The 20,400-nt window shown below is 70.0% G+C and carries 12 protein-coding genes; 1 reads left to right on the top strand and 11 read right to left on the bottom strand.

The features are described from left to right. Positions 1–11 precede the first annotated feature (11 nt). From AC6CHX_RS10410 to AC6CHX_RS10365, 10 genes are all read right to left on the bottom strand, one after another. A complete protein-coding gene (locus AC6CHX_RS10410) occupies positions 12–1,646 on the bottom strand; it encodes a serine/threonine-protein kinase (RefSeq protein WP_498272762.1) in 1,635 nt (544 codons plus the stop codon). After that, positions 1,643–2,878: an FHA domain-containing protein gene (locus AC6CHX_RS10405; RefSeq protein ID WP_498272761.1), complete on the bottom strand. Its 1,236-nt coding sequence runs from the start codon at positions 2,876–2,878 to the stop codon at positions 1,643–1,645. Before AC6CHX_RS10405 ends, AC6CHX_RS10410 begins: the two co-directional genes overlap by 4 nt. Further along, positions 2,878–3,696, bottom strand: a complete 819-nt coding sequence (locus AC6CHX_RS10400) for a PP2C family protein-serine/threonine phosphatase (RefSeq protein ID WP_452327120.1) — start codon at positions 3,694–3,696, stop codon at positions 2,878–2,880. The genes AC6CHX_RS10405 and AC6CHX_RS10400 overlap by 1 nt, the downstream gene beginning before the upstream one ends. After that, the gene (locus AC6CHX_RS10395; RefSeq protein WP_498272760.1) at positions 3,693–4,985 is read right to left on the bottom strand and encodes an RDD family protein; all 1,293 of its coding nucleotides are present in this window, start codon (positions 4,983–4,985) and stop codon (positions 3,693–3,695) included. Before AC6CHX_RS10395 ends, AC6CHX_RS10400 begins: the two co-directional genes overlap by 4 nt. Then, positions 4,982–7,387 carry a transglutaminase-like domain-containing protein gene (locus tag AC6CHX_RS10390; RefSeq protein ID WP_498272759.1) on the bottom strand — a complete coding sequence of 802 codons (2,406 nt, stop codon included), beginning with the start codon at positions 7,385–7,387 and terminating at the stop codon, positions 4,982–4,984. Before AC6CHX_RS10390 ends, AC6CHX_RS10395 begins: the two co-directional genes overlap by 4 nt. After that, positions 7,384–8,646: a DUF58 domain-containing protein gene (locus AC6CHX_RS10385; protein WP_136040917.1), complete on the bottom strand. Its 1,263-nt coding sequence runs from the start codon at positions 8,644–8,646 to the stop codon at positions 7,384–7,386. Before AC6CHX_RS10385 ends, AC6CHX_RS10390 begins: the two co-directional genes overlap by 4 nt. Further along, positions 8,646–9,617, bottom strand: a complete 972-nt coding sequence (locus AC6CHX_RS10380) for an AAA family ATPase (protein WP_029261313.1) — start codon at positions 9,615–9,617, stop codon at positions 8,646–8,648. Before AC6CHX_RS10380 ends, AC6CHX_RS10385 begins: the two co-directional genes overlap by 1 nt. Before the next feature lie 52 nt (positions 9,618–9,669). After that, complete coding sequence (locus tag AC6CHX_RS10375) at positions 9,670–15,759, bottom strand: Ig-like domain-containing protein (RefSeq protein ID WP_498272758.1); 6,090 nt, start codon at positions 15,757–15,759, stop codon at positions 9,670–9,672. A 129-nt stretch (positions 15,760–15,888) separates the two neighbouring features. After that, entirely contained in the window at positions 15,889–16,458 is a 570-nt protein-coding gene (locus tag AC6CHX_RS10370) for a DNA-3-methyladenine glycosylase I (RefSeq protein ID WP_498272757.1), read from the bottom strand. A gap of 28 nt (positions 16,459–16,486) precedes the next feature. Next, complete coding sequence (locus AC6CHX_RS10365) at positions 16,487–17,533, bottom strand: NAD(P)-dependent alcohol dehydrogenase (RefSeq protein ID WP_498272756.1); 1,047 nt, start codon at positions 17,531–17,533, stop codon at positions 16,487–16,489. A 131-nt stretch (positions 17,534–17,664) separates the two neighbouring features. Here AC6CHX_RS10365 and AC6CHX_RS10360 point away from each other — a divergent pair, with 131 nt between their 5' ends. Beyond that, on the top strand, positions 17,665–18,114 hold the full coding sequence (locus AC6CHX_RS10360; protein WP_498272755.1) for a DUF6841 family protein: 450 nt from the start codon (positions 17,665–17,667) through the stop codon (positions 18,112–18,114). Positions 18,115–18,254: 140 nt separating this feature from the next. Here AC6CHX_RS10360 and AC6CHX_RS10355 read toward each other — a convergent pair whose 3' ends face one another. Beyond that, on the bottom strand, positions 18,255–20,321 hold the full coding sequence (locus AC6CHX_RS10355) for an acyl-CoA dehydrogenase family protein (RefSeq protein ID WP_498272754.1): 2,067 nt from the start codon (positions 20,319–20,321) through the stop codon (positions 18,255–18,257). Positions 20,322–20,400 lie beyond the last annotated feature (79 nt).

Below are 20,400 nucleotides of genomic sequence, written 5' to 3'. Positions count from 1 at the left end.
TCCTCCACCGCTCACTTCACGCACCCCCGCGTCGTCTCGGAGGCGCGACCGTCGTCGCGCCGCAGCATCACGTCGATGCAGACGGTCTCCGCCTCGGCGGGAACGGTCGCGGTCGCGTCCGTCGTCTGGATCGGAACGACCTCTCCCGAGACCTCGACCTTGGACCAGATGAACGAGTCGCCTTCGAGTGGAGCCGCATTCGTCCAGGTGAAGACCACCTGATCGCCCTGGCGCGTACCGGCGAGATCGGCGACCTTGGGCACCATGTCGGTACCGACATCCTGCGGATCCACCGCCTCTGCGGTCTCCTGCGCCTCGGGCGTGATGCCGGCCACCAGGGCGTTCATCCCGATGACGGCTCCGATCACGACGACGACGGCGGCAGCGGCGAGAGTGATCCACAGGCCCTTGCGGCTGCGCGGCGGCGTCGGAACGGCTGTCGGTGCGGCCGAGGCGGGCGCGATCGGCGCGGAGGCGCCCGGAGCGGGGGCATCGGGGGCGACGACCCGCGGCGCGCGCGCGATCGTGCGGTCCTCGGCACCTGGCGCGGGCGGCACCACCGCCGGAGCCGAGGGAGCGCGCAGCTGCGTCTGCTCGACGGCCGATTCCGTGGGTGCGGGAGCGTCGAAGCGCGGGACGCCCGACAGCACCGCCGGCGGTTCCTTCCGTTGCGTCGTGGCCGAGGGGCGCGTGAACGAGTTCAGGTCGGGGTCGATGCTGACGATCTCCCGCACGCGGGTGAGACCGTCGCCGTCGTCCTCCTGCTCTTCGGCCGGCGGGTGCTCATCGACGATGTCGATCGGCGTCACCGAGTGCGAGAGTTCGATCTGCACCTTCTGCAGCGCCCGCGCGAACGCCACCGCGCTGGGGTAGCGATCGTCCGCGTTCTTGGCCATCGACCGTTCGAGGAGGCGCTGCAGGCTCTCCGGCGAATCCGGTCGCTTCAGCGAGGGAAGCGCGGCACGCTCGATGCGCTCGATCAGATCGGCACTGGAGTTCCGCTCCCCCGGACGCTCGAACGGCGAACGGCCGGCCAGCAGCGTGTAGAGGGTGGCTCCCAGCGCCCAGACATCCGTGCGCGGTCCGCTCTGCGGCGGCTCGGCGAAGGACTCGGGCGGCGACCACGGGATGGACATGCCCGACGCCTCGCCCGTGGCCCCCGTCGTCGACGCGATCCCGAAGTCGGTCAGCGCCGGGCGGTTGTACTCGGTGACGAGGATGTTCGCCGGCTTGATGTCACGGTGCAGCACTCCGGCACGGTGCGCGGTCTCCACCGCTCCGGCGACCTGGATGCCGACTCGCAGGGCCTCGGCGACCGAGAACGGCTCCTTGCGGGAGCGGATCTGGAGGTTCGGCCGAGGACAGTACTCCATCACGAGGTACGGGCGCCCGTCGCCGGCCACACCCGCCTGGTAGATCGTGACGATCGCGGGATGCGTGGACAGCATCGCCATGACGTTCGCCTCGTCGGCGAACTCCTGCGCAGCGCTGCTCGAGATGCGGTCGGCGAGCAGCACCTTCACCGCGACGCGGCGGCGCGGCATCTCCTGCTCGTAGAGGAACACATCGGCGAACCCTCCGGTCCCCAGCGGCTCCACATACGTGAAGCCGGGCAGATCGGGCGGCGGCGAGGGACGACGGGTCACGGCAGATCCTCGAACGCGACGGTCACTCCGTCGCCGAGATCCACCACGTCGCCCGAGAGGACGAGAGTCTGCTCTCCGGGGTGCAGACGCACCGGGTCCGCACCCGGCCGGAGCAGCGTGGAGCCGTTCGTGGTGTGCAGGTCGATGATCACGACCGTGTCGCCCTCGGGCCGCACCTCCAGGTGGCTGCGCGAGATGTCCTGCTGCGGGCTCTCGACCGCGATCAGGTGCGGAAGGTTCGCTCCTGACGCACGGGTCGAACGCGGGCGGCGCCCGATGATGACGGTGCGATCGAGTGCAGCGACCTGCCCGGTGGAGAGGCGGATGCGTCCCGCGGCTGCCGCGCCATGAGCTGCAGCCACATCGAGCACCTCGGTCGGCGCGTCGTTCGGAGCCGGCGGCTGCTGACGCAGCGCACGGAGTTCGGCGGCCGAGACCGTCGACCCGTCGTGGTCGCCCTCCGGAGCGCTCGGGGCCGGCGGGGCCACAGGAGGGGTCCCGCCGGTGTGCACGGTCGCCCCCCACAGCTGATCGAAGTCGTCGTCGACGATAGGCGCGAGCGTGACCTCGGTGGGCGGGAGGAAGACGTCTTCGATGGGAGGGAGCGGTTCTTCGACGGGCTCCGGCTCCGGCTCCGGCTCCGGCTCCGGCTCGGGCTCCGGCTCGGGCTCCGGCTCGGGCTCCGGCTGGGACGCGGGTTCCCCCGCGACCAGCTCGGCCGCCGCGGTGCCGGCCGCGGATTCACCCACGATCGGAGCGGGTCCGAGCGCTGCGGTCAGGGGTTCGGCGTCGCTCGGCTCGAGCTCGGCGCTCACGCCCGCTGCCCGCACGATGCCGCTCTGCACGGGCAGTCCATCGGCGTCCGCCGCCGTCTCCACCGTGATCTCGATCTTCGTCGCGCCGCCGAGGAAGCGCTCGTTCCAGGTCGTGACATCCTCGCCGGAGAGCTCGATCGACTCGGTCGCGCACTCGACGTGCGCCGACACGGCGCCGCGCAGCGCGATGCGGAGGTCGGCTCCCTCGGCGACCGCAGCGACGAAGGACGGCAGTGCGGTGAACGAGCCGCCGACATGCGTCGTCAGGACGTCGACGACGGTGGCGAGCGTCTTCTCCTCCGGCATCCGCTCCCACAGGCGCCCGACGACGTCGCCGGGGACATCCGGGGGCAGCGCGACGAGCGCGCCGGGGATGACGATCAGGAACCACTGTCCCGGTCGGTAGATGGTCTGCATCAGCGAACCCCTCCTGCTGCGGCTTCTCGTGGACGCGTGTCCAGGTCGATATCCGTGTCGTCGGTGGCCATGAGCGTCCCCGGCCTGGACGCCACCGAGACGGCGTCCACGACGATGACGGTGATGTTGTCCCGGCCGCCGGCGTTGACGGCGTCGTCGGTCAGCATCTCTGCGGCCTTCTGCGGATCGGGCTCGGAGGTCAGCACCTCGCGGATGCGGGCATCCGGCACCTCGGAGGTGAGACCGTCGGAGCACACCATGATCCGGTCGCCGAGCTCGGCGGGGAACATCCAGTAGTCGGCATCTCCGGTGCTGCTCGCGCCGATCGCCCGGGTGATGATGTTGCGGCGGCTGTCGGAGATCGCATCCTCGGCGGTGAGCTCACCGGATTCGATCAGCTCCTGCACCACCGAGTGGTCGACGCTGATCTGCTCGAGCTCGCCGTCGGCCAGACGGTAGGTCCGCGAATCGCCGATGTTCACCGCGAGCCAGTACCCCATGCCGTCGACCGAGGCGATGACGACGCCGCTGAGGGTCGTTCCCGCACGGCCGTTTCCCGACGTCGACAGATCCTCGACGTTCGTCCGCGAGACCGACAGCGCCTGCCGGACGTCGTCGAGTTCGAGCGCAGGACGACCGATGTAGCGGGAGAACTCGGCGATGACCGCCGCACTCGCACGCTCGCCCGCCTCATGCCCGCCCATTCCATCGGCGACGAGGAAGACGGGCGCCGATGCGAGGTGCGCATCCTCGTTGAGCAGGCGACGGAGCCCCGGATGCGTCGCAGACCCGGTGGAGACGATCAGTCCGGCCCTCATGCGTAGCCGCCGATCGTCATGATGCGGTCACCTATCTCGATCGCGTCTCCCAGACGCACAGGCACGCGCTGCCCGGCCGGGCACGCGATGCGCTGCCCGTCTCGGACGATGGTCATGCCGTTCGTGGAGTGCCGATCCAGCACCCAACCGCCGGACGTCTCGGCTGCGGCCTCGAAATGGGTCTTCGACAGCGAGAGCGTCTCATCACGCACGGACACGATCGTGGCGCCCTCTTCCGGGGAGGGATTGCGGCCGAAGACGGTGCGCCGAGAGACGGGCACGCGCGTGCCGTCGTCCCACGTGAAGACGAGTCGGTGCCCGGGAACACTGATCCTGGTGACCTCCGGATCGTCGTTCGCGTCGTCGGGTGCGACGGCAGCGGGAAGCGGAGCCGGCGCGGCAGCGGCCGTGGGCGGCACCGGAGGTGCAGGGGGGACGGGAACCGCGGACGGTTCGGGGGCGACGGACACCGGGGCTGCGGCAGGTGCCGGCGGCGCTGCGGGTGCCGGAGCGGCGGCAGGTGAGGGATGCTGCTGGATCGTCGCGTCGAGCTCGGACTCCAGGGGCGGGGCGGGGCGCGGGGGCGCGTCCTGCGTGATGCCGGGCACGAAGGCGATCAGCGATCCGGTCTCGGCGACCGGAGCCGCGGGCCGGGGCGGCACGGGTGCAGGAGGCGCCGCGGGTGCCGGCGCAGGCGCGGCAGACGGAGCCGCCGGCTGCGGAAGCCCGGGGATCGCCGGCGCGGAGGGCACCGTCGAGAGGCCCGACTGCGGCTTGGCCGACGCATCCGCACGCGACGCCGTCGCGGCACCGGGGGCGGGCGACCAGCCGGATGCGGCCACCCTGGCGTCGAGCATCAGCGACGACGCGACCTTGTCGTGCCAGCCCTGGAAGCGGCCCGAGCCGTCGAACAGCGGGCTGAAGTAGCCGACGACGATGGCTCCGGCGAGGCCGAAGATGATGTTGCGCAGCAGGGCGCGCCCGAAGCCGAGCGGGCTCCCATCCGCCGCCGACACGAGCCGCAGCCCCTGCGCGCGCATGCCGATGGAGCCGTTGCCGGCCTGCATGACGGTGTAGACGACGAACCAGGCGAGCAGCACCAGGCTCACGACGGGGCCGCCGATGAGCAGCACGGCGATCGAGGCCTCGAGCCCACCCGAGAGCGTCGAGGCGAGCAGCAGACCGCCGCCGAGAAGGATGCCGAGTCCGCCGGCGATCAGGGCGTCGATGACGTAGGCGACCGCGCGACGGGAGATCGGCGCGATCTGATCGAGCGCGGGCTGCGTCATGGGGTCTCACTCTCGGAGGACGGGGGCGTCGTGCTGTTCTTGATGGTGCCAGGTTCGCGGCGAACGCGCGCGGTCGCCGCATCCTTCAGACTCTGCAACCCGTTCGACATGGCTGTGCCTCCGAGCAGGGAGCGCATGCTCAGCCGGGCCTTCGTGCGCTTCCAGAAGCCGGCCTCCGCTCCGAGGCCGCCGACGATCTCATCGACCTCGTGCCAGAACGACTCCACGTCCTGCGGGCTGGGTTCCGTCGGACCGAACACCTCGGCGTCGGCCCGCTCGGCCAGCGCGGTGACCTGCGGGACGGTGAGCGAGGATGCCACGACCGCGGCCTCCTCGATGCGGGTGCCGCCGGGGGCCAGGCGCGCACCGTAGTCGACGGCGCGGTCGGTCAGCTCGTCCCAGCCACCGCTGATGCGGTCGGAGGTGCGGGCTGCGGCTCGACGCGAACGGCGCTTCGCGGCCTTCCAGGCACCGATCACGATGAACGGCGAGGCGAGCACGGCGATCACCGCGAGCGAGATCCCGCCGATCAGCAGGATCGCGCCGATGATGCCGGCGAGGTTCAGGCTCTCGTCCTCCGACTCGCGGTCGTCGGGCAGAGTCGGCGGCAGGTCCACGGGCTCCTGCGGCGGGGGCGGGGGCTGCAGCACCTGCGGCTTCGGGTCGACGCGGGGCTTGGTGTTCTGGTCGTTGGGGACCTGGTCCTCGGGCGGGGTCGGGTTGAACGTCATCCATCCGACGCCCTCGAAGTTGACCTCGACCCAGGCGTGCACGTTGTCGCCGGTGGCGGTGAAGACCGCTTCCCCCGCCTGCTCGTCGTCGGGGTAGTACCCCATGACGACGCGGGCGGGGATGTCGAGCTGTCCGGCGAGCAGGGCCATCGCCACGGCGTACTGCTCATCGTCGCCGATCATCTGGTCGGCGCCCACGAGCGTCGAGATGCGCTCGGCGGTGTGGCCGGCACGCGACAGCACCTCGCCCTCGAGGCCGTGGCTGAAGAAGCCGCCCTCGGAGAGGAAGGTCTCCAGTGCCCGCACCTGCTCGATCGGCGTCTCGGCGCCCGCCACGGTCTCGGCGGCCAGGGAGGTCAGCTCCTCCGGCACGTTGCTGGGCTTGGGCATCGCGACCTTGCCGAACGCCACCTCGGCCAGCTGCTCGTCGTCGGGCTCGCTCGGCATCACGGCGTCGACCACGTACTCGTCGCCCGCACTCAGCTTCGGGGTGGCCACCGCGGTGCCGGTCACCGTGTTGACGAAGGTGCCGCGGCGCAGGTCTTCGGCGCGGTCGCCGTCGAACCGGATCTCCGACAGCTCTCCCGCCGTCGGCATCCACACGCCGCGGTACTCGTCGATCGCGAACTTCAGCGTGACGGGGACGCCTTCCGCCTCCGGCGCCATGTTCGACCGCAGCGGGGCGAACGCGCTCGACGAGGTCGGGCCGCCGTCGGTGACGTTGTAGACCATGCCGTCGAACTGGTCCATCACGGCCGTGCGGATGCGGGCGCCCTTGGGCAGACCCTGCACGGTGAACAGCGTCTCCTCGGCCTCGTCGCGCACGTTCTTGCGGAACGCCTGCAGCGGGCTCGGGTAGTCGCGGATGTCGAACGGCGGGATGATCACGTCGCGGAACACGTGCCGAGGCTGTGCGGGGGTCGCGACGGCGGCCGTGGCGACGCCGGCCCCACCCGCGACGGCCAGCACGGCGACTCCGGCCAGCAGACGCCGGGTGCGCATGTGCGCCGCGCGGGACGGGTCGACCTCGCTCACCGAGACCGCCATGTTCTGCGGCGCCCAGAGCTGACGCAGGGCCAGCCACGACATGCTCACGACGGCGAACACGAGCCCCTGCACGAGGGGGAACGCCGGCTCCGGGGTGCCGAGTGCGATCACGAGCATGAGCAGCACGCCGGCCGGCAGCAGCGCCCAGGCGACCTGCGACAGGCGCAGCGCGAGCGAGGCGGTGAGCGTCGTGACCACGAGCGCCAGCAGGAGCGGGACGATCAGGTGCCCGTCGGCCGCCGCCACGGGGGCGACCGTGGTGAGCATCTGCTTCCAGGCCGTGACCGTGCCGAGCGCGAGCTTCTGCAGCGTCTCGAGGGTGGGGATGAATCCGAGGATCGCGGTCTGCGGCAGCGCGAACGCCGCGCCGAACACGAAGTACGCGGCGACGGTGAGCCCCGCGATGATCAGGATGCCCCAGCGACGCCACGTGGCGACGGCCGCGATCGCGAGGCCGAGCAGGATGCCGCCGATGACGGCCGGGAGGAACGAGGGCCCCGCGAAGGTGGGCCAGAACCCCACCATCGCCGTCGCGACCAGGAGCGCCGTCGCCCCGAGGTCGAGGATCCATCGACGAGGGGCGAGCGTGGTGGACACGGCGGACGCGGTGGCGGGCGCGGTCATGCGAGCACCTTCTGCAGAGCGAGGGGAACCTGTTCGAGCGCGCCGACCGTGACGACGTCGGCGTCGCCGATGCGCCGCAGCGTCGGCGCGGTCGCGGTCGTGTCGGTGACGACCGCGAGCACCTTGGCCCCGAAGGGCAGGCGCGAGCAGGCGAGGCGGAGGTCGTCGGAGGGCACGCGGGAGCCGCACACGAGCACCACCACGCTGGCCAGCGGCATGGTCGCCGAGACGATACCGGCGAGATCGGCGATGCCGCCCTCCTTCGCCTTGCTGTTCTCGACCGCGGCGAGGGAGTCCAGCAGTTGCTTGCCGGTGCCGGCGGGCAGTTCGCGGCCCTGCACGCGCACGTCGACGCGCTGCGAGTCGCGGAGTGCCCGGAGACCGATCGAGCCCGCCGCCGAGATGCCGAGCTCGAAGTCGTCGTCGGTGGCGTAGTCGCCCGCCGAGCGTGAGAGACCGATCACGAAGTGCGAGCGACGGGTCTCCTCGTACTGGCGGACCATCATCGTCCCCGTACGGGCGGTCGAGCGCCAGTGCACGTGGCGCAGGTCGTCGCCGGGCTGATACTCGAGCAGTGCGTGGAAGGAGACGTCGTCCCGGGAGAGATCCGCGGCCGGAAGCCCCTCGAGATCGCGCAGGTAGCCGAGCGACTGCCCGTCGAACAGCACGGTACGCGGGTGCACGAACAGGTCGACCGGATCGTCACGGCGGTGCGCGCGCTCGAAGAGACCGAGCGGGTCGCCGCGGACGACGCTCACCGGACCGACCTTGACCACACCGCGCCGCTGGGTGGGGATGGCGAAGAGCTCCTCCGCCTCCTCCCCCGGTGCGAGGCGCTGGATGCCGAACTCGCCGCGACCGGAGCCGACCGGGAGCACCACGCGCGAGGGCAGGATCGCTCTGCTGCCGCGGTTGGCCAGGGTGAGTGCGCCGACCGCGCGCTCCCCCACGACCACGCGGGTGCGGGCGAGGTCGAGCGAGACGTCGTAGGCGGTGCGTCCGATCAGGAACAGCGCGCAGACGCCGACGGCGATCGCGATCACCGCGGCCGCGATCGTGAACTCCGCCCAGCCGGCGACCTGCCCGATCACCCAGAAGCCGACGGCGATGGCCATCAGCACCCAGGCCAGCGGGCGGATCGCCGCGGTGATCTTCCGGAGGCGCGTCAGAAGGCGCGCGCCGATGACGGCCGCGACGTCACGCCATCCGGCGTCGCGTTCCGTCTGCGGCGGCGCCGCCTGAAGAGCCTCCGCGGTCATCAGGCCGCTGCTCGGGCCTGGGGTGCCGCGACGCCGTCGAGCACGCGGGCGATCACGGTGTCGCTGCTCGTACCGGCGAACTCCGCCTCGGCGTCCAGCAGCAGACGGTGCTGCCAGACCGGTCGTGCGAGGGCCTTGATGTCGTCGGGCAGCACGAAGTGGCGGCCCTGCGCTGCGGCCCACACCTTGGCGATGCGGATCATCGCGATCGCGCCACGCACCGAGACGCCCAGGCGGATCGCGCCGTCTTCACGGGTCGCCTCGGCCAGCTCCGCCACGTAGCGCAGCACGGCCGGCTCCACGTGCACGGTGGCGGCGAGGTCGGCCATGTCCGCGACGGCGCTCGTCGTGATGATCGCCGAGAGCCCGGCCGACGGGTTGCGATCGGATGCTCCGGCGAGGATGCTCTCCGTGACCGCGAGGTCGGGGTATCCGATGGAGGTCTTGATCAGGAAGCGGTCGAGCTGGGCCTCGGGGAGCTTGTAGGTTCCCGCCTGCTCGATCGGGTTCTGCGTGGCGATGACGAGGAACGGGCGCCCGGCCTCGTGCGTGACGCCGTCGACCGTGACCCGCGACTCCTCCATGACCTCGAGCAGCGCCGACTGCGTCTTCGGCGACGCACGGTTGATCTCGTCGGCCAGCACGATCGACGCGAAGATCGGTCCCTTGTGGAACTCGAACCGGTGCGACTGCTGGTCGTAGATCGTCACACCCGTGACGTCGGACGGCAGCAGGTCGGGCGTGAACTGGATGCGTGCGCTCGTGCCCTGCACGGTCGCCGCGAGCGCCTTGGCGAGGCTCGTCTTGCCGGTGCCGGGCGCGTCCTCGAGGAGCACGTGGCCCTCGGCGAGCATCGACGCCATCACCAGACCGACGATCTCCTTCTTGCCCTGCACCGCCTTGTCGACGTTCTCGACCAGACGCTGGAAGGTGCCCTGGAACCAGGCGGCCTGCTCGGGGGTCATTGTCATGAGTGTGGGGTTCCTTGTCGTGTGGGAGTTCGTGTGCCGGGAGCCGCCGCCGTTACGGCCACGTGGTGCCTTCGGACCAACCGACGCCCTGGATATCGGCCTGCAGGGTCCTGCCCATGCCGCCGTGCCAGCAGGAGAGCGTGATCGTGCCGTTGGCGGGCACGTTGTACCGGTTGTAGGTCGAGGTCTGTCCGGACGACGAGCGGTACGGCTGCCCGTTGTCGAGGCAGCGGATCATGTACGTGCCCGCGGGGACGTTCGCCGTGTTCAGGTTCAACTTGTAGCACGTGTCCGGGCTGCAGTTGCGGGAGTCCGGGCCCTGCGACGCCCACCAGCGCGGTTGCGGTCGGTCCTTCGCGGTGGCGCCCCTGGTCGGGCTCTCGTCCGACCACGCGCCGGTGTTGTCCCTCGCTCGGGCCTTGATGGTGTGATGTTCGCTGTAGGTGCCGACATTGACCGATCCGGACATGCCGACGTTCTGCCACCCGCCACCGTCGACGCTGATCTGCACCGTGTCGATGTTGCGTCCGTTCGCCGAGCCGTTCGCGTTCCAGTTCAGGCGCACCTGCGTCTCGAGCGACTCCGCGCTCACATCGGGCGCGGACGGCTTCCCGTGCGGGTTGCCCTGTGCGGCGTTCGAGACGGCGCCGGCGTAGCTCGACCCCGCGAAGTCCGTTGTGAGGAGGCGAGTGACGGCCCGCACCTCGACGGTGTAGTTGTGGCCGTTGGTGAGTCCGCCGATGGTCTTGTTGCCCGGCAGAGCGTTCCAGCCGCCGCGGTCCAGCCGGTACTCATAGAAGATCTCGCCAGAACCCGCGCCACCGCTCGACCCCGGACGGAAGTCGATCACCAGCGCACGGTCGCGTTCCTCGACGACCTTCAGGCTCGTCGGCGCTCCGGGCGGCACCACGCCGCGTCGGGGCGCGGAGGGCGGGCTCATCTCACCCCAACCGGCCTTGTTGTAGGCCTGGATGCGGTAGGTGTACGCCGTCTCCGACGGGTCGACGACGACCGTCTGGCTCCTGGCTTCCGGGCCGGGGGTCATCGTGTCCACGACCTGGCCGCCCCGCAGCACCTCGAGTCGGTAGCCCCGGATGGCGTCGCCGTTGTTGTCCTGATTGCCCCAGTTCACCGACATCTGCGCGCGACCGTTGACCGGCGCGAGCTCGGACGTGGTCGGAGCCGATGCCGGAAGCGGAGGACCGGCGGGGATCTCGGATGACGACCAGCCGCTCCAGCTGGAGGGGTCGGGCGCCCTGTTGTGCGCCTGCACCCTGACCTGGTAGTCGGAGCCGTTCTCGAGACCCTCCCACGTGGTGGAGTTGCCCGTGACCTCCTTCTGCGTGATGCCGGAGGGCGGCGCGGGCGAGATCTCGAGCGTGTAGCGGTCGACCGGGGAACCCGGCGTCGACGGGGTGGTCCACGCCACCTTGAGCGACTTGTCGCCGAAGACCAGGGTCGGCGGGATCGGGGTGTCCGGACGAGCGTCTGGCCGTGCGGGAGCCGACAGCGCGGACGGTTCGGACTCGCCGACGCGGTTGGTCGCGGTCGCCTGGAAGGTGTACTCGACGTTGTTGGTCAGGCCGTCGAGCGTGCAGGTCGTGGACTGGCACTCCTTGCTGTATGAGCTGCCGCCGACCGACTTCACGGTGTACTTCGTGATCTCGGCGCCGTTGTTCGAGGGTGCGGAGAACGACACGACGACCGTCCGGTCCTGCACGCTCGCGATGACCGGGACGCCGGGCGCATCCGGCACATCCTGCACGGTGACGACGATCTGGCCGTTGACCTCGCGGTCGGCATCCTGCGTCGCATCTTGGATGCGGTAGCGGACCACGAGCGTTCCCACGAACGACTCGTTCGGCGTGACGGTGACCTCGCTGTCCGTGAACGTCACCTCGCCGGAACCCGACTCCGCGACCGCGGTCACGATCTTCAGGGGCGTCTCGGGGAACGGGTTGTAGTCGTTCGCGAGCGCGGGCACGGTGATGGTCTTGCCCGCATCCGCCTCGGCGATCGTGTCGGTGTTCGCCGCCGGCATCGACCTCGTCGAGGCCGTGACCATGACCTCGACCGTGCCCTCGACCGGTTCGGTCGTGCCGTCGGAGATGCGGATCTTGAGCGTGACGGCGGTGCCCTTCTTGGCGTTCGATGCGGCCTCGACGACGAGCTTGTCGTCGCCGTCGATCCGGGCGGAGACGCCCTTCTCCTCGCCGCCGACGAGGGAGTAGTCGTGCTTGCCCTCGTCTTCGGGGTCGGGGTCGTCGGTGAGGGCGGCCAGATCGAGCGAGGTCGCCGGCTCTCCGGGCGCGACGTTGACCTGTCCCTGCACGAAGGTGGGCTGCTGGTTCTCGGGCGGCAGCACGTTGATCGGGATGCTGAGGGTGGCCTTGCGCCCCTCGGGGTCGTCGGGCCCGTCGCCGTCGGTCACCTCGAAGGTGAGCGAGTCCGGCCCGAAGAATCCCTTGGCCGAGGTGTAGACGAGGGTGCTCTCGTCCTTGAGCAGGTCGGCGCCGTCGGCGTGGTTCGCGCTGATCCTCTCCTTCTCGGTGATCACCACGTCGCCACCACCGGCGACGGTGACGTACTCCGACAGCGGGATCTCCTCGGTCTCGCCGCTGACCACTTCGAGCGGCTTCGTCGAGGTGAGCGTCGGGCGCAGATCGGATCGCGAGGGCACGAAGATGAACGCCGATGCCCGCTGATCGTCGCGGTCGACGAGGGTGTAGCGGATCAGCTGCAGCTCGTCGGTTACGGTGACGCGCACCTTGCCGTTCTCGAGCTGCGTGCCGCCCTCCCCGATCTCGACGGTGAGGCTGTCGGTGGTGCCGTCGGGGTCCTCGTCGTTGGCGAGGATCTCCAGGTCGGCGCTCAGGCCGCCGTCTTTCAGGTCCACCGGCTGCAGGCGGTCGTCGCGGGCGACCGGCGCCTGGAGCGGAACATCCTCGTCGACCGTGATCTGCAGCGTCGCCGTGGCTTCGGCGCCGCGCGCGTCGACGGCGGTGTACTGCAGGGAGGTCTCGGTCGGGCCGTTCGGCGCCTGCACGAGCACCCGGTCACCGGAGACGCGCGCCTCCAGGCCGTCGGGAAGCTCCAGGCCGTCCTTGAGGAGCGAGACCTTGTCGCCCTCGGGGTCGGAGTCGTTCGCGAGGACGGGCACGGCGATCTCGCGACCGGGTCGCACCACCACCGCATCCTTCACCGCGTAGGGCGGCTGGTTGGTCTGCTCGGTGGGAGCGATGCCGACGCGGATGGTGGCGATGCCCTCCTTGCCGAGCCGATCGCGCACCCGGTACTTGAACACGTCGACACCGGATGCTCCGTCGGAGGCCTCGTAGGTGAAGTAGTTCGGCCCGTTGGTGATGCGTCCCTTGGTGGGGCTCGACTCGATGCCGACGAGTTCGACCGAGTCGCCGTCGGTGTCGATGCCGTCGAGCGGCACCGCGATGTTCACCTCGGTGCCGGCGAGCGCGCGAGCGACGAGATCCTGCGGACGCGGTGCCGCGTTGTTCTCCTCGTCGATCGGGAGGATCTGGATCGTGACGTAGCCGGCGGCCTTCTGCTGGCGCGAGTCGGAGACCTCGTACGTGAGGTACACGGTCTTGGCCTCGGGGCCCGCCTTGAAGCGCACCGCATCCTGCGACACGAAGGCCTCGCCGTCTTCGGGGTCGACGAACGGCTCGATGAGCTCGGGTTCGACGTGCATGACGTCGTCGCTGGGGTGGGTGTCGTTGTCGAGCACGGGGATCGTCACGACATCACCGACGCGGACGGTCGCCGTGTCGGGGTTGGCGATCGGCTGCAGGAGCTCCTCCGGCGCGGGGATCGGGATGACCACGACCTCGCCCTCGGCCGACTTGGAGCCGTTCGAGATGCGGTACTTGACGCGCACCTGCTCCTCGAGCGCGCCCTGATCCGTGATCCGCAGCGTCTCGTGATTGAGCACCGAGACCGAGATGCCGCTGCTCGGCTCCAACGAGACCGACTGCACGACGAGGATGCCGCCGGCGGGGTCGGTGTCGTTGTTGAGCACGCCCAGCAGCACGTCGCCGCCGGTGGGCAGCAGTGCGACGTCGCGGACGGCGACGGGTGGGAGGTCGGTCTCCGACTCGGGCATCACGTCGACGCGGACGATGCCCTCGCCGTTCTTCGGACCCGTCGTCACCTGATACTGCACGTAGTAGACGCCCGGCTTCTCTGCCATGAAGGAGAAGGTCTTGTTGGCCGTGTTCGGGACGATCGTGGCGCCGGGGGTGTCGAGCACCCGGCTCAGACGCAACTGCTCGCGCGAAGTGCTGGTGTCGTTCGCGGTCGGCGCGACGGTGACCTGCTCGCCGGCCCGCGTGATCACGTGGTCGGCGTTGGTCTTGGGGTTGGTCGAGCCCTGGGGACGCACGTCGAGGGCGATGCTCGCGGTGCCGAGTTTGCCGAAGGCATCTGCGACGGTGACCTGCACGTCTTTGCGCCCCTGCAGGCTCGCGGTCGCCTTGTAGGTGATCTGACCGTCCTTGCTGAAGTCGACCTCGTCGCCCGGGGCGGCGAGCACCTCCTTCAGGTAGATGTCGTCGCCGTCGGGGTCGATCCAGTCCGGGAGGATGTTGTACGAGATCGTGCCGCCGGTCTCGACCGCGAGCGAGGTCTTCCGCTTCGATGTGGGGGCGGCGTTCTCGTTCCAGTCGTGCACCGCGAGCGACACGACCGCCGTGTCCTTGCCCTTGCGGCCGTCGTCGACCTCGTACGTGAAGCTGGCCGAGCCGGAGGCATCCTCGCCGACGGTGATCTGCAGCGAACCGCCGTTGTTGATCGGCTGCACGGTGCCGATGGAGGGCTGCGCCTCGGCGAGCGCCGCGACGAGCACGTCGCCGTCGGGGTCGTTGTCGTTGTCGAGCACCGGGAGCAGCGTCGTGGCGCCGGGGCGCACGCCGTACGAGTCGTCTTCGGCGATCGGAGGCGTGTTCTCCTCGCTGCGCTCCGGGAGCGTGGTCTCGACCGTCTCCTCGGTCGAGTCCTCCTGGTTCTCCGTCTCGCCCTCGGGCGGGGTCAGGTCGTTCCAGTTGTCGACGCGCTGCAGGCTCTCGTTCGCCATCCAGGCGGCGCCGCCGACCGCGTCGTTGAGGATGATCACGTCGCGGTTGACGCGGAACGTCAGGCTCGCGGAGTCTTCGGCGCCGTCGATCGGGGAGTTCACATCGTTGCCGTCGCCGGGGCATTCGCGGATGAAGGTGGCCGATCCCGCCCAGGCCCCGTAGGTGCAGCCGCGGAGCCAGACCGGCGCCGCCGCGGTGCCGTCGCCGCCCGCGGAGGTCTGCTCCGGCTCACCGCCGTCGAGGGGGACGCGCACGAGTGCCGTCGGGGTGGCGATCGCGACGGCATCGGTCTCGGCCGACGCCTGCTGCAGCACGGCGTCCGCCGCGCCCTTGAGCTCGGTGCGCAGGCCTCCGGGAGTCGTGACGACCCCGGCCGCCTCGTCGAACACGACCGGCGTGCGTCCGACGGCGGTGATGGTGGGGCGCACCGACAGGTCGAGTTCGCCGACCGACGCGGCCGATGCCTCGCCGGGAGCACCCTCGTTGTCGACGGGGACCGTGACGACCTCGCCGCGTTCTCCGGAGAGCGCGAAGACGGTGCCGTCTTCGGCCACCGTCACGTCGGAGTTCTCGCCGAGTTCGACGATGGGCTCGGCCGCCTCGATCTCGAACGAGGCGATGCCCTGCACCGGCACGACCCAGAGGTCGCCGGACTTCTCGTCGAGGATGGCTGCCGTGTTGGCGCCCATCGCCACCTTGGCGGACGAGGGGATGATCGTGGAGTCGCCGAGCGAGACCCTGGCCGGATCGATCGCCGTGACCGTGGATGCGCTCTCGTCGACGACGAGCACGTTGGCAGCGGCCTGGAGGATGTCGTAGTTCTCGCTGGTGGTGCGCAGACCGCCGTCGAGGATCGTGGACTCGTTGTTGAAGTGCCCGACGAGCAGGCTCGACGTCTTGGTGATCCAGACGCCGCCGTCGTTCAGGTCGACCTTGGTGGTCGGGAACCCCTCATAGGTGAAGGCCATGGTCGTGATGGCGATGACGCCGACGGTGACGCCCGCGGCGGACGCCAGCGTCTTGGGTCGCGCGCGCATCCATGACAAGGCCTTCATGCCCGGTTCCCCCCCAGGGTCACACTCTCCGATTACTCGTGCGCGGGCCCGACTGGCCGCTGAGCACTCGTACATCCTAACCGTGCACTGATATTCCGCTCGATGGGGAGAATTCCCCACGGCAACCTGCTAGGCGCGCCAGCATCCCGCGATGTGATCGTCGACCATCCCGGCCGACTGCATGAGGGCGTACATGGTGGTCGGCCCCACGAAGCGGAACCCTCGTCGACGCAGTTCCTTGCTCATCGCCGTCGATGCCGGGGTGACGGCCGGAACCTCCGCGAACGACGCCGGACGGGTGCCGGATGCCGGCGGGGCGAACGACCACATCAACTCGTCGAGCTCGCCCGGCGCCATCGCGTGCACGAGGCGGGCGTTGCCGATGGTCGCCAGGATCTTGGCGCGGTTGCGGATGATGCCGGCATCCGTCATGAGTCGCTCGACATCGGCCTCATCGAACTCCGACACCGCCTCGGGCTCGAAGCCGGCGAACACCTCTCGGAACCGCGGACGCTTGCGCAGGATCGTGATCCACGAGAGTCCGGCCTGGAAGCCCTCGAGCGCCATCTTCTCGAACAGTGCGCGGTCGCCGTGCAGGGGCACGCCCCACTCCTCGTCGTGGTAGCGGCGGTACTCGTCGTCGTCGCCCACCCAGGCGCAGCGATCGCGGGCGTCCGGGCCCGTGAGAAGAGAGGTCATCGTGTCAACGTATCGGCCCCCACCGACGTCAGTCGGCGAAGGTGGCCGCGTCGATCACGAACCGGTACCGCACGTCGGAGGCGAGCACCCGCTCGTAGGCGGCGTTGATCTCGGATGCCGGGATCACGTCGATCTCGGCGGCGAGACCGTGCTCGGCGCAGAAGTCGAGCATCTCCTGGGTCTCGCCGATGCCGCCGATGTTGGATCCGGCGAGCGAACGGCGTCCGCCGATGAGCGACATGACCCCGACCGACAGCGGTTCGGCGGGAGCGCCGACGCACACCAGCGCGCCGCCGACGTCCAGCAGGCTCAGGTAGGAGCGCACATCGATCACCGCGCTCACCGTGTTGAGGATCACGTCGAACGACGAACGCAGCTCGCGGAACGTCGTCGGATCGCTCGTCGCCCGATAGTGATCGGCGCCGAGTCGCAGGCCGTCGTCCTTCTTGTTCAGGGTCTGTGAGAGCACGGTGACCTCGGCGCCGAGCGCGTGCGCGATCTGCACGCCCATGTGCCCGAGCCCACCGAGGCCGACGACCGCGACGCGGGTGCCCGGACCGACGTTCCAGTGCCGCAGCGGCGAGTACGTCGTGATGCCGGCGCACAGCAGGGGCGCGGCGGCATCCAGTGGCAGGGCATCCGGGATGCGCAGGACGAACTTCTCGGTCGCCACGACCTGCTCGGAGTAGCCGCCCTGCGTGACGGTGCCGTCGCGGTCCGTGCTGCCGTACGTCTGCACCGCGCCCTCGGTGCAGTACTGCTCCTCACCGCGCAGGCAGTTGCGGCACTCGCCGCACGAGTTCACCAGGCAGCCGACGCCGACGCGGTCGCCGACCGCGTGCCGGGTCACGGCCTCTCCCACGGCCGCGACGGTTCCCGTGATCTCGTGTCCGGGTGCGAGCGGGTACCTCTGCGGCCCCCAGTCGCCGCGCACCGTGTGGATGTCGGAGTGGCAGATGCCGGCGTACGCGATGTCGATGAGCACGTCGAGCGGTCCGAGCTCCCGCCGCTCGATCACGGTCTTCTCCAGCGGGGCGGCTTCGCGGGGTGCGGCGTAGGCGTGGACGCGGGTCACGGGGACTCCTTCTTCTGGTGGCGGCATCCACCCTACGCACCGCCGGCCGCCCGTCCTACCCGTGAGGGACGTCCACCCCCCGTCCGTCAAGGCCCCTGACGGTCCGTGCGGGCACTCCGTACCCTCGGCGCATGAGCATCGACATCGAACGCATCGACGGGTACCTCGACCGCTATGCAGCGTCTCTGTCGGATTTCGACGCCGAGGCCGCGGTGACGCTGTGGTCGACGCCCGGGATGATCGCGGATGACCGGGTCTCCGGCGTCCTGGACACCCGGGAGGAGATGATCGCGGGGCTGAAGCAGTCGTACCCTCTGTACCGCGAACTCGGACTCGCTTCCGTCAGCCACGAGCTCCTCGACACGAACCCGCTGTCCGAGCGACTCGTCCTCGTGAAGGTCCGATGGCTGTTCCGCGACGCCGCGGGAGAGTTGCTGACCGACGCGAACAGCTACTACCTGCTGCGCGACGAGGACGACGCGGGATTGCAGGCGTGCGTCTGCGTCGAGACGGACTCCGCCGAGCACCTCCGGGCACTGGCGGAGGAGCGCGGCATCGACCTCACGAAGTGGTCATCCTGACCGGCACGGTCTCGCCGGAGTCGGTCAGCATCCGGCTCGCTCGGTACACCTGTCGGGAGGATGCACACCTGTCGGGAGGATCGCGCGGATTCGTCCTGCACCTTGCACGATCTCCCGACAGATGAACCGCACCTGAACGGTCAGCGCTGCTTCTTCTTGAGCGCCTTCTCCTGGATCGGCGCCTTGCCGGTGGCGGCGAGGTCGGCGTAGTACGCCCGGGCCTCGTCCTGCCGCTGCTTCTCGATGCCGCTCGCGATCGGCGCCCGCACGTGCTCGGGCTCGTAGCCGAACGCGTTCACCAGGTCGAGGGCATGAGGGCGCAGCCGCGCGCACAGCCGGTCGATGTAGCTCGACACGGCGGCAGCGCGCTGCATCGACAGGCGTCCGTTGATCAGGTGCCAGGCGAGGTGCTTCTCGATGAGCTGCAGCCCGAACAGGTCGCGCAGCCACGTGAGCACCTTCTTGGTGTCGGCGTCGTCGATCTGGTGCACGGCGTCGGTGAACGCCTCCCACTGCAGCAGTTCGCCGTGGGCGCGCGCGGCCTCGATCAGCTCGGCCTGGTTCTCGTTGAACAGGCGGGCGCCCAGAGCCTTGTCCTTCGCGCCGGGACGCAGGCGGGAGGCGATGTCGGCGACCATCTGCTGCACGCGTCCGGCGAGCAGATCATGCTGCTGCTCCTCACGGAGTCCTCGCTCGACCGAGCGGCTCACCTGCCCGAAGTCGGACACGGCCTGGCCGAGCTGACGGAGCCCGGCGCCGTGGAACAGCTTGCCCGCGGTCATCCCCACGGCGAACTTGGCGAGCGCCGCCGCATCCTTGCCCTGGAACTGCTTGGCGTAGTCGGTCAGCAGACGCTTGCCGACGAGCTGCAGCAGCACGTTGTTGTCGCCCTCGAACGTGACGTAGATGTCGAGGTCGGCGCGCAGGCCCACCAGACGGTTCTCGAACATGAAGCCCGCACCGCCGGTGGCCTCGCGGGCCTCCTGCAGCGTGTCGAGCGCGTGCCAGGTCGACAGCGGCTTGAGGGCTGCGGCGAGCGTCTCGAGGTCTTCGCGGTCGGCCGGGGTGTCGGTGCGACCCGAGAAGACGCCGTCGAACTTCTGCAGGAACTCGTCGTGCGCGAAGATCTGCGCGTAGGTGGTGGCCAGGCGCGGCAGCAGGCGACGTTGGTGCTTGCCGTAGTCCATGAGCACGACCTCCTGCCCGTCCGCGCCGTCGAACTGGCGACGCTGGGTGGCGTAGGTGATCGCGATGTGCAGGCCCAGAGCGGATGCCCAGGATGCCGCACCGTCGAGGGACACGCGGCCCTGCACCAGGGTGCCCAGCATCGTGAAGAACCGACGCCCGGGGCTGTCGATCGCGCTCGAGTAGGTGCCGTCGACCGCGACGTCGCCGTAGCGGTTGAGCAGGTTCGTGCGCGGGATGCGCACGTGGTCGAACGACAGGCGGCCGTTGTCGATGCCGTTGAGTCCGCCCTTGAGGCCGTCGTCCTCGCGGCCGATGCCGGGGAGGTCCTTGCCGTCGTCACCGCGCAGCGGGACGTAGAAGCAGTGCACACCGTGGTTCACGCCGTTGGTGATGAGCTGCGCGAACACGGTCGCCGCGACACCGTGCAGCGCCGCGTTGCCGAGGTACTCCTTGGTGGCGGCCCGGAACGGGGTGTTGATGACGAATTCCTCGGTGGCCGCGTCGTAGGTCGCGGTCGTCCCGACGGCGGCCACATCCGAGCCGTGGCCGATCTCGGTCATCGCGAAGGCGCCGGGGATGGAGAGGTCCATGATGCCGGGGAGCCACTTCTCGTGGTGCTCCGCCGTGCCCAGCTGCAGCACGGCCGAGCCGAAGAGACCCCACTGCACGCCCGACTTGATCTGCAGGCTCGGGTCGGCGACCACGAGCTCTTCGAAGCCGGCGATGTTCGCCCCGTTGTTCTCCTCGCCGCCGAGCGACTTGGGGAACGCGCGGTGCACGGCCTTGTTCTCGACCAGCAGGTGCAGCTGGCTGAGCACGCGCTCGCGGTGCTCGTCCTTGCCGAGCTCGTCCTTGCGCCAGAATGCGGAGTCCTTGATCATCTCGCGCGCCTGGCGGCGTACGTCGCCCCAGGTGCCCATCAGCGCCTCGTTCACTCGGGCGACGTCCATCTGCGGGGCGAGCGCGGTCGCGGGCGTTTCATCGGGTGTCGTCGAAGGACGGACGGCAGCGTCGACCATGGCATTCCTCCAGGAAAGTAGGGATGCCCCCATGGTAGGTCTGCGACAAAGCCGGACGAAGTGCGCTGTGAGCATCCTC

Source organism: Microbacterium sp. GQ128, from assembly GCF_059758615.1.
This window is presented reverse-complemented; position numbering and strand designations above follow the sequence as displayed.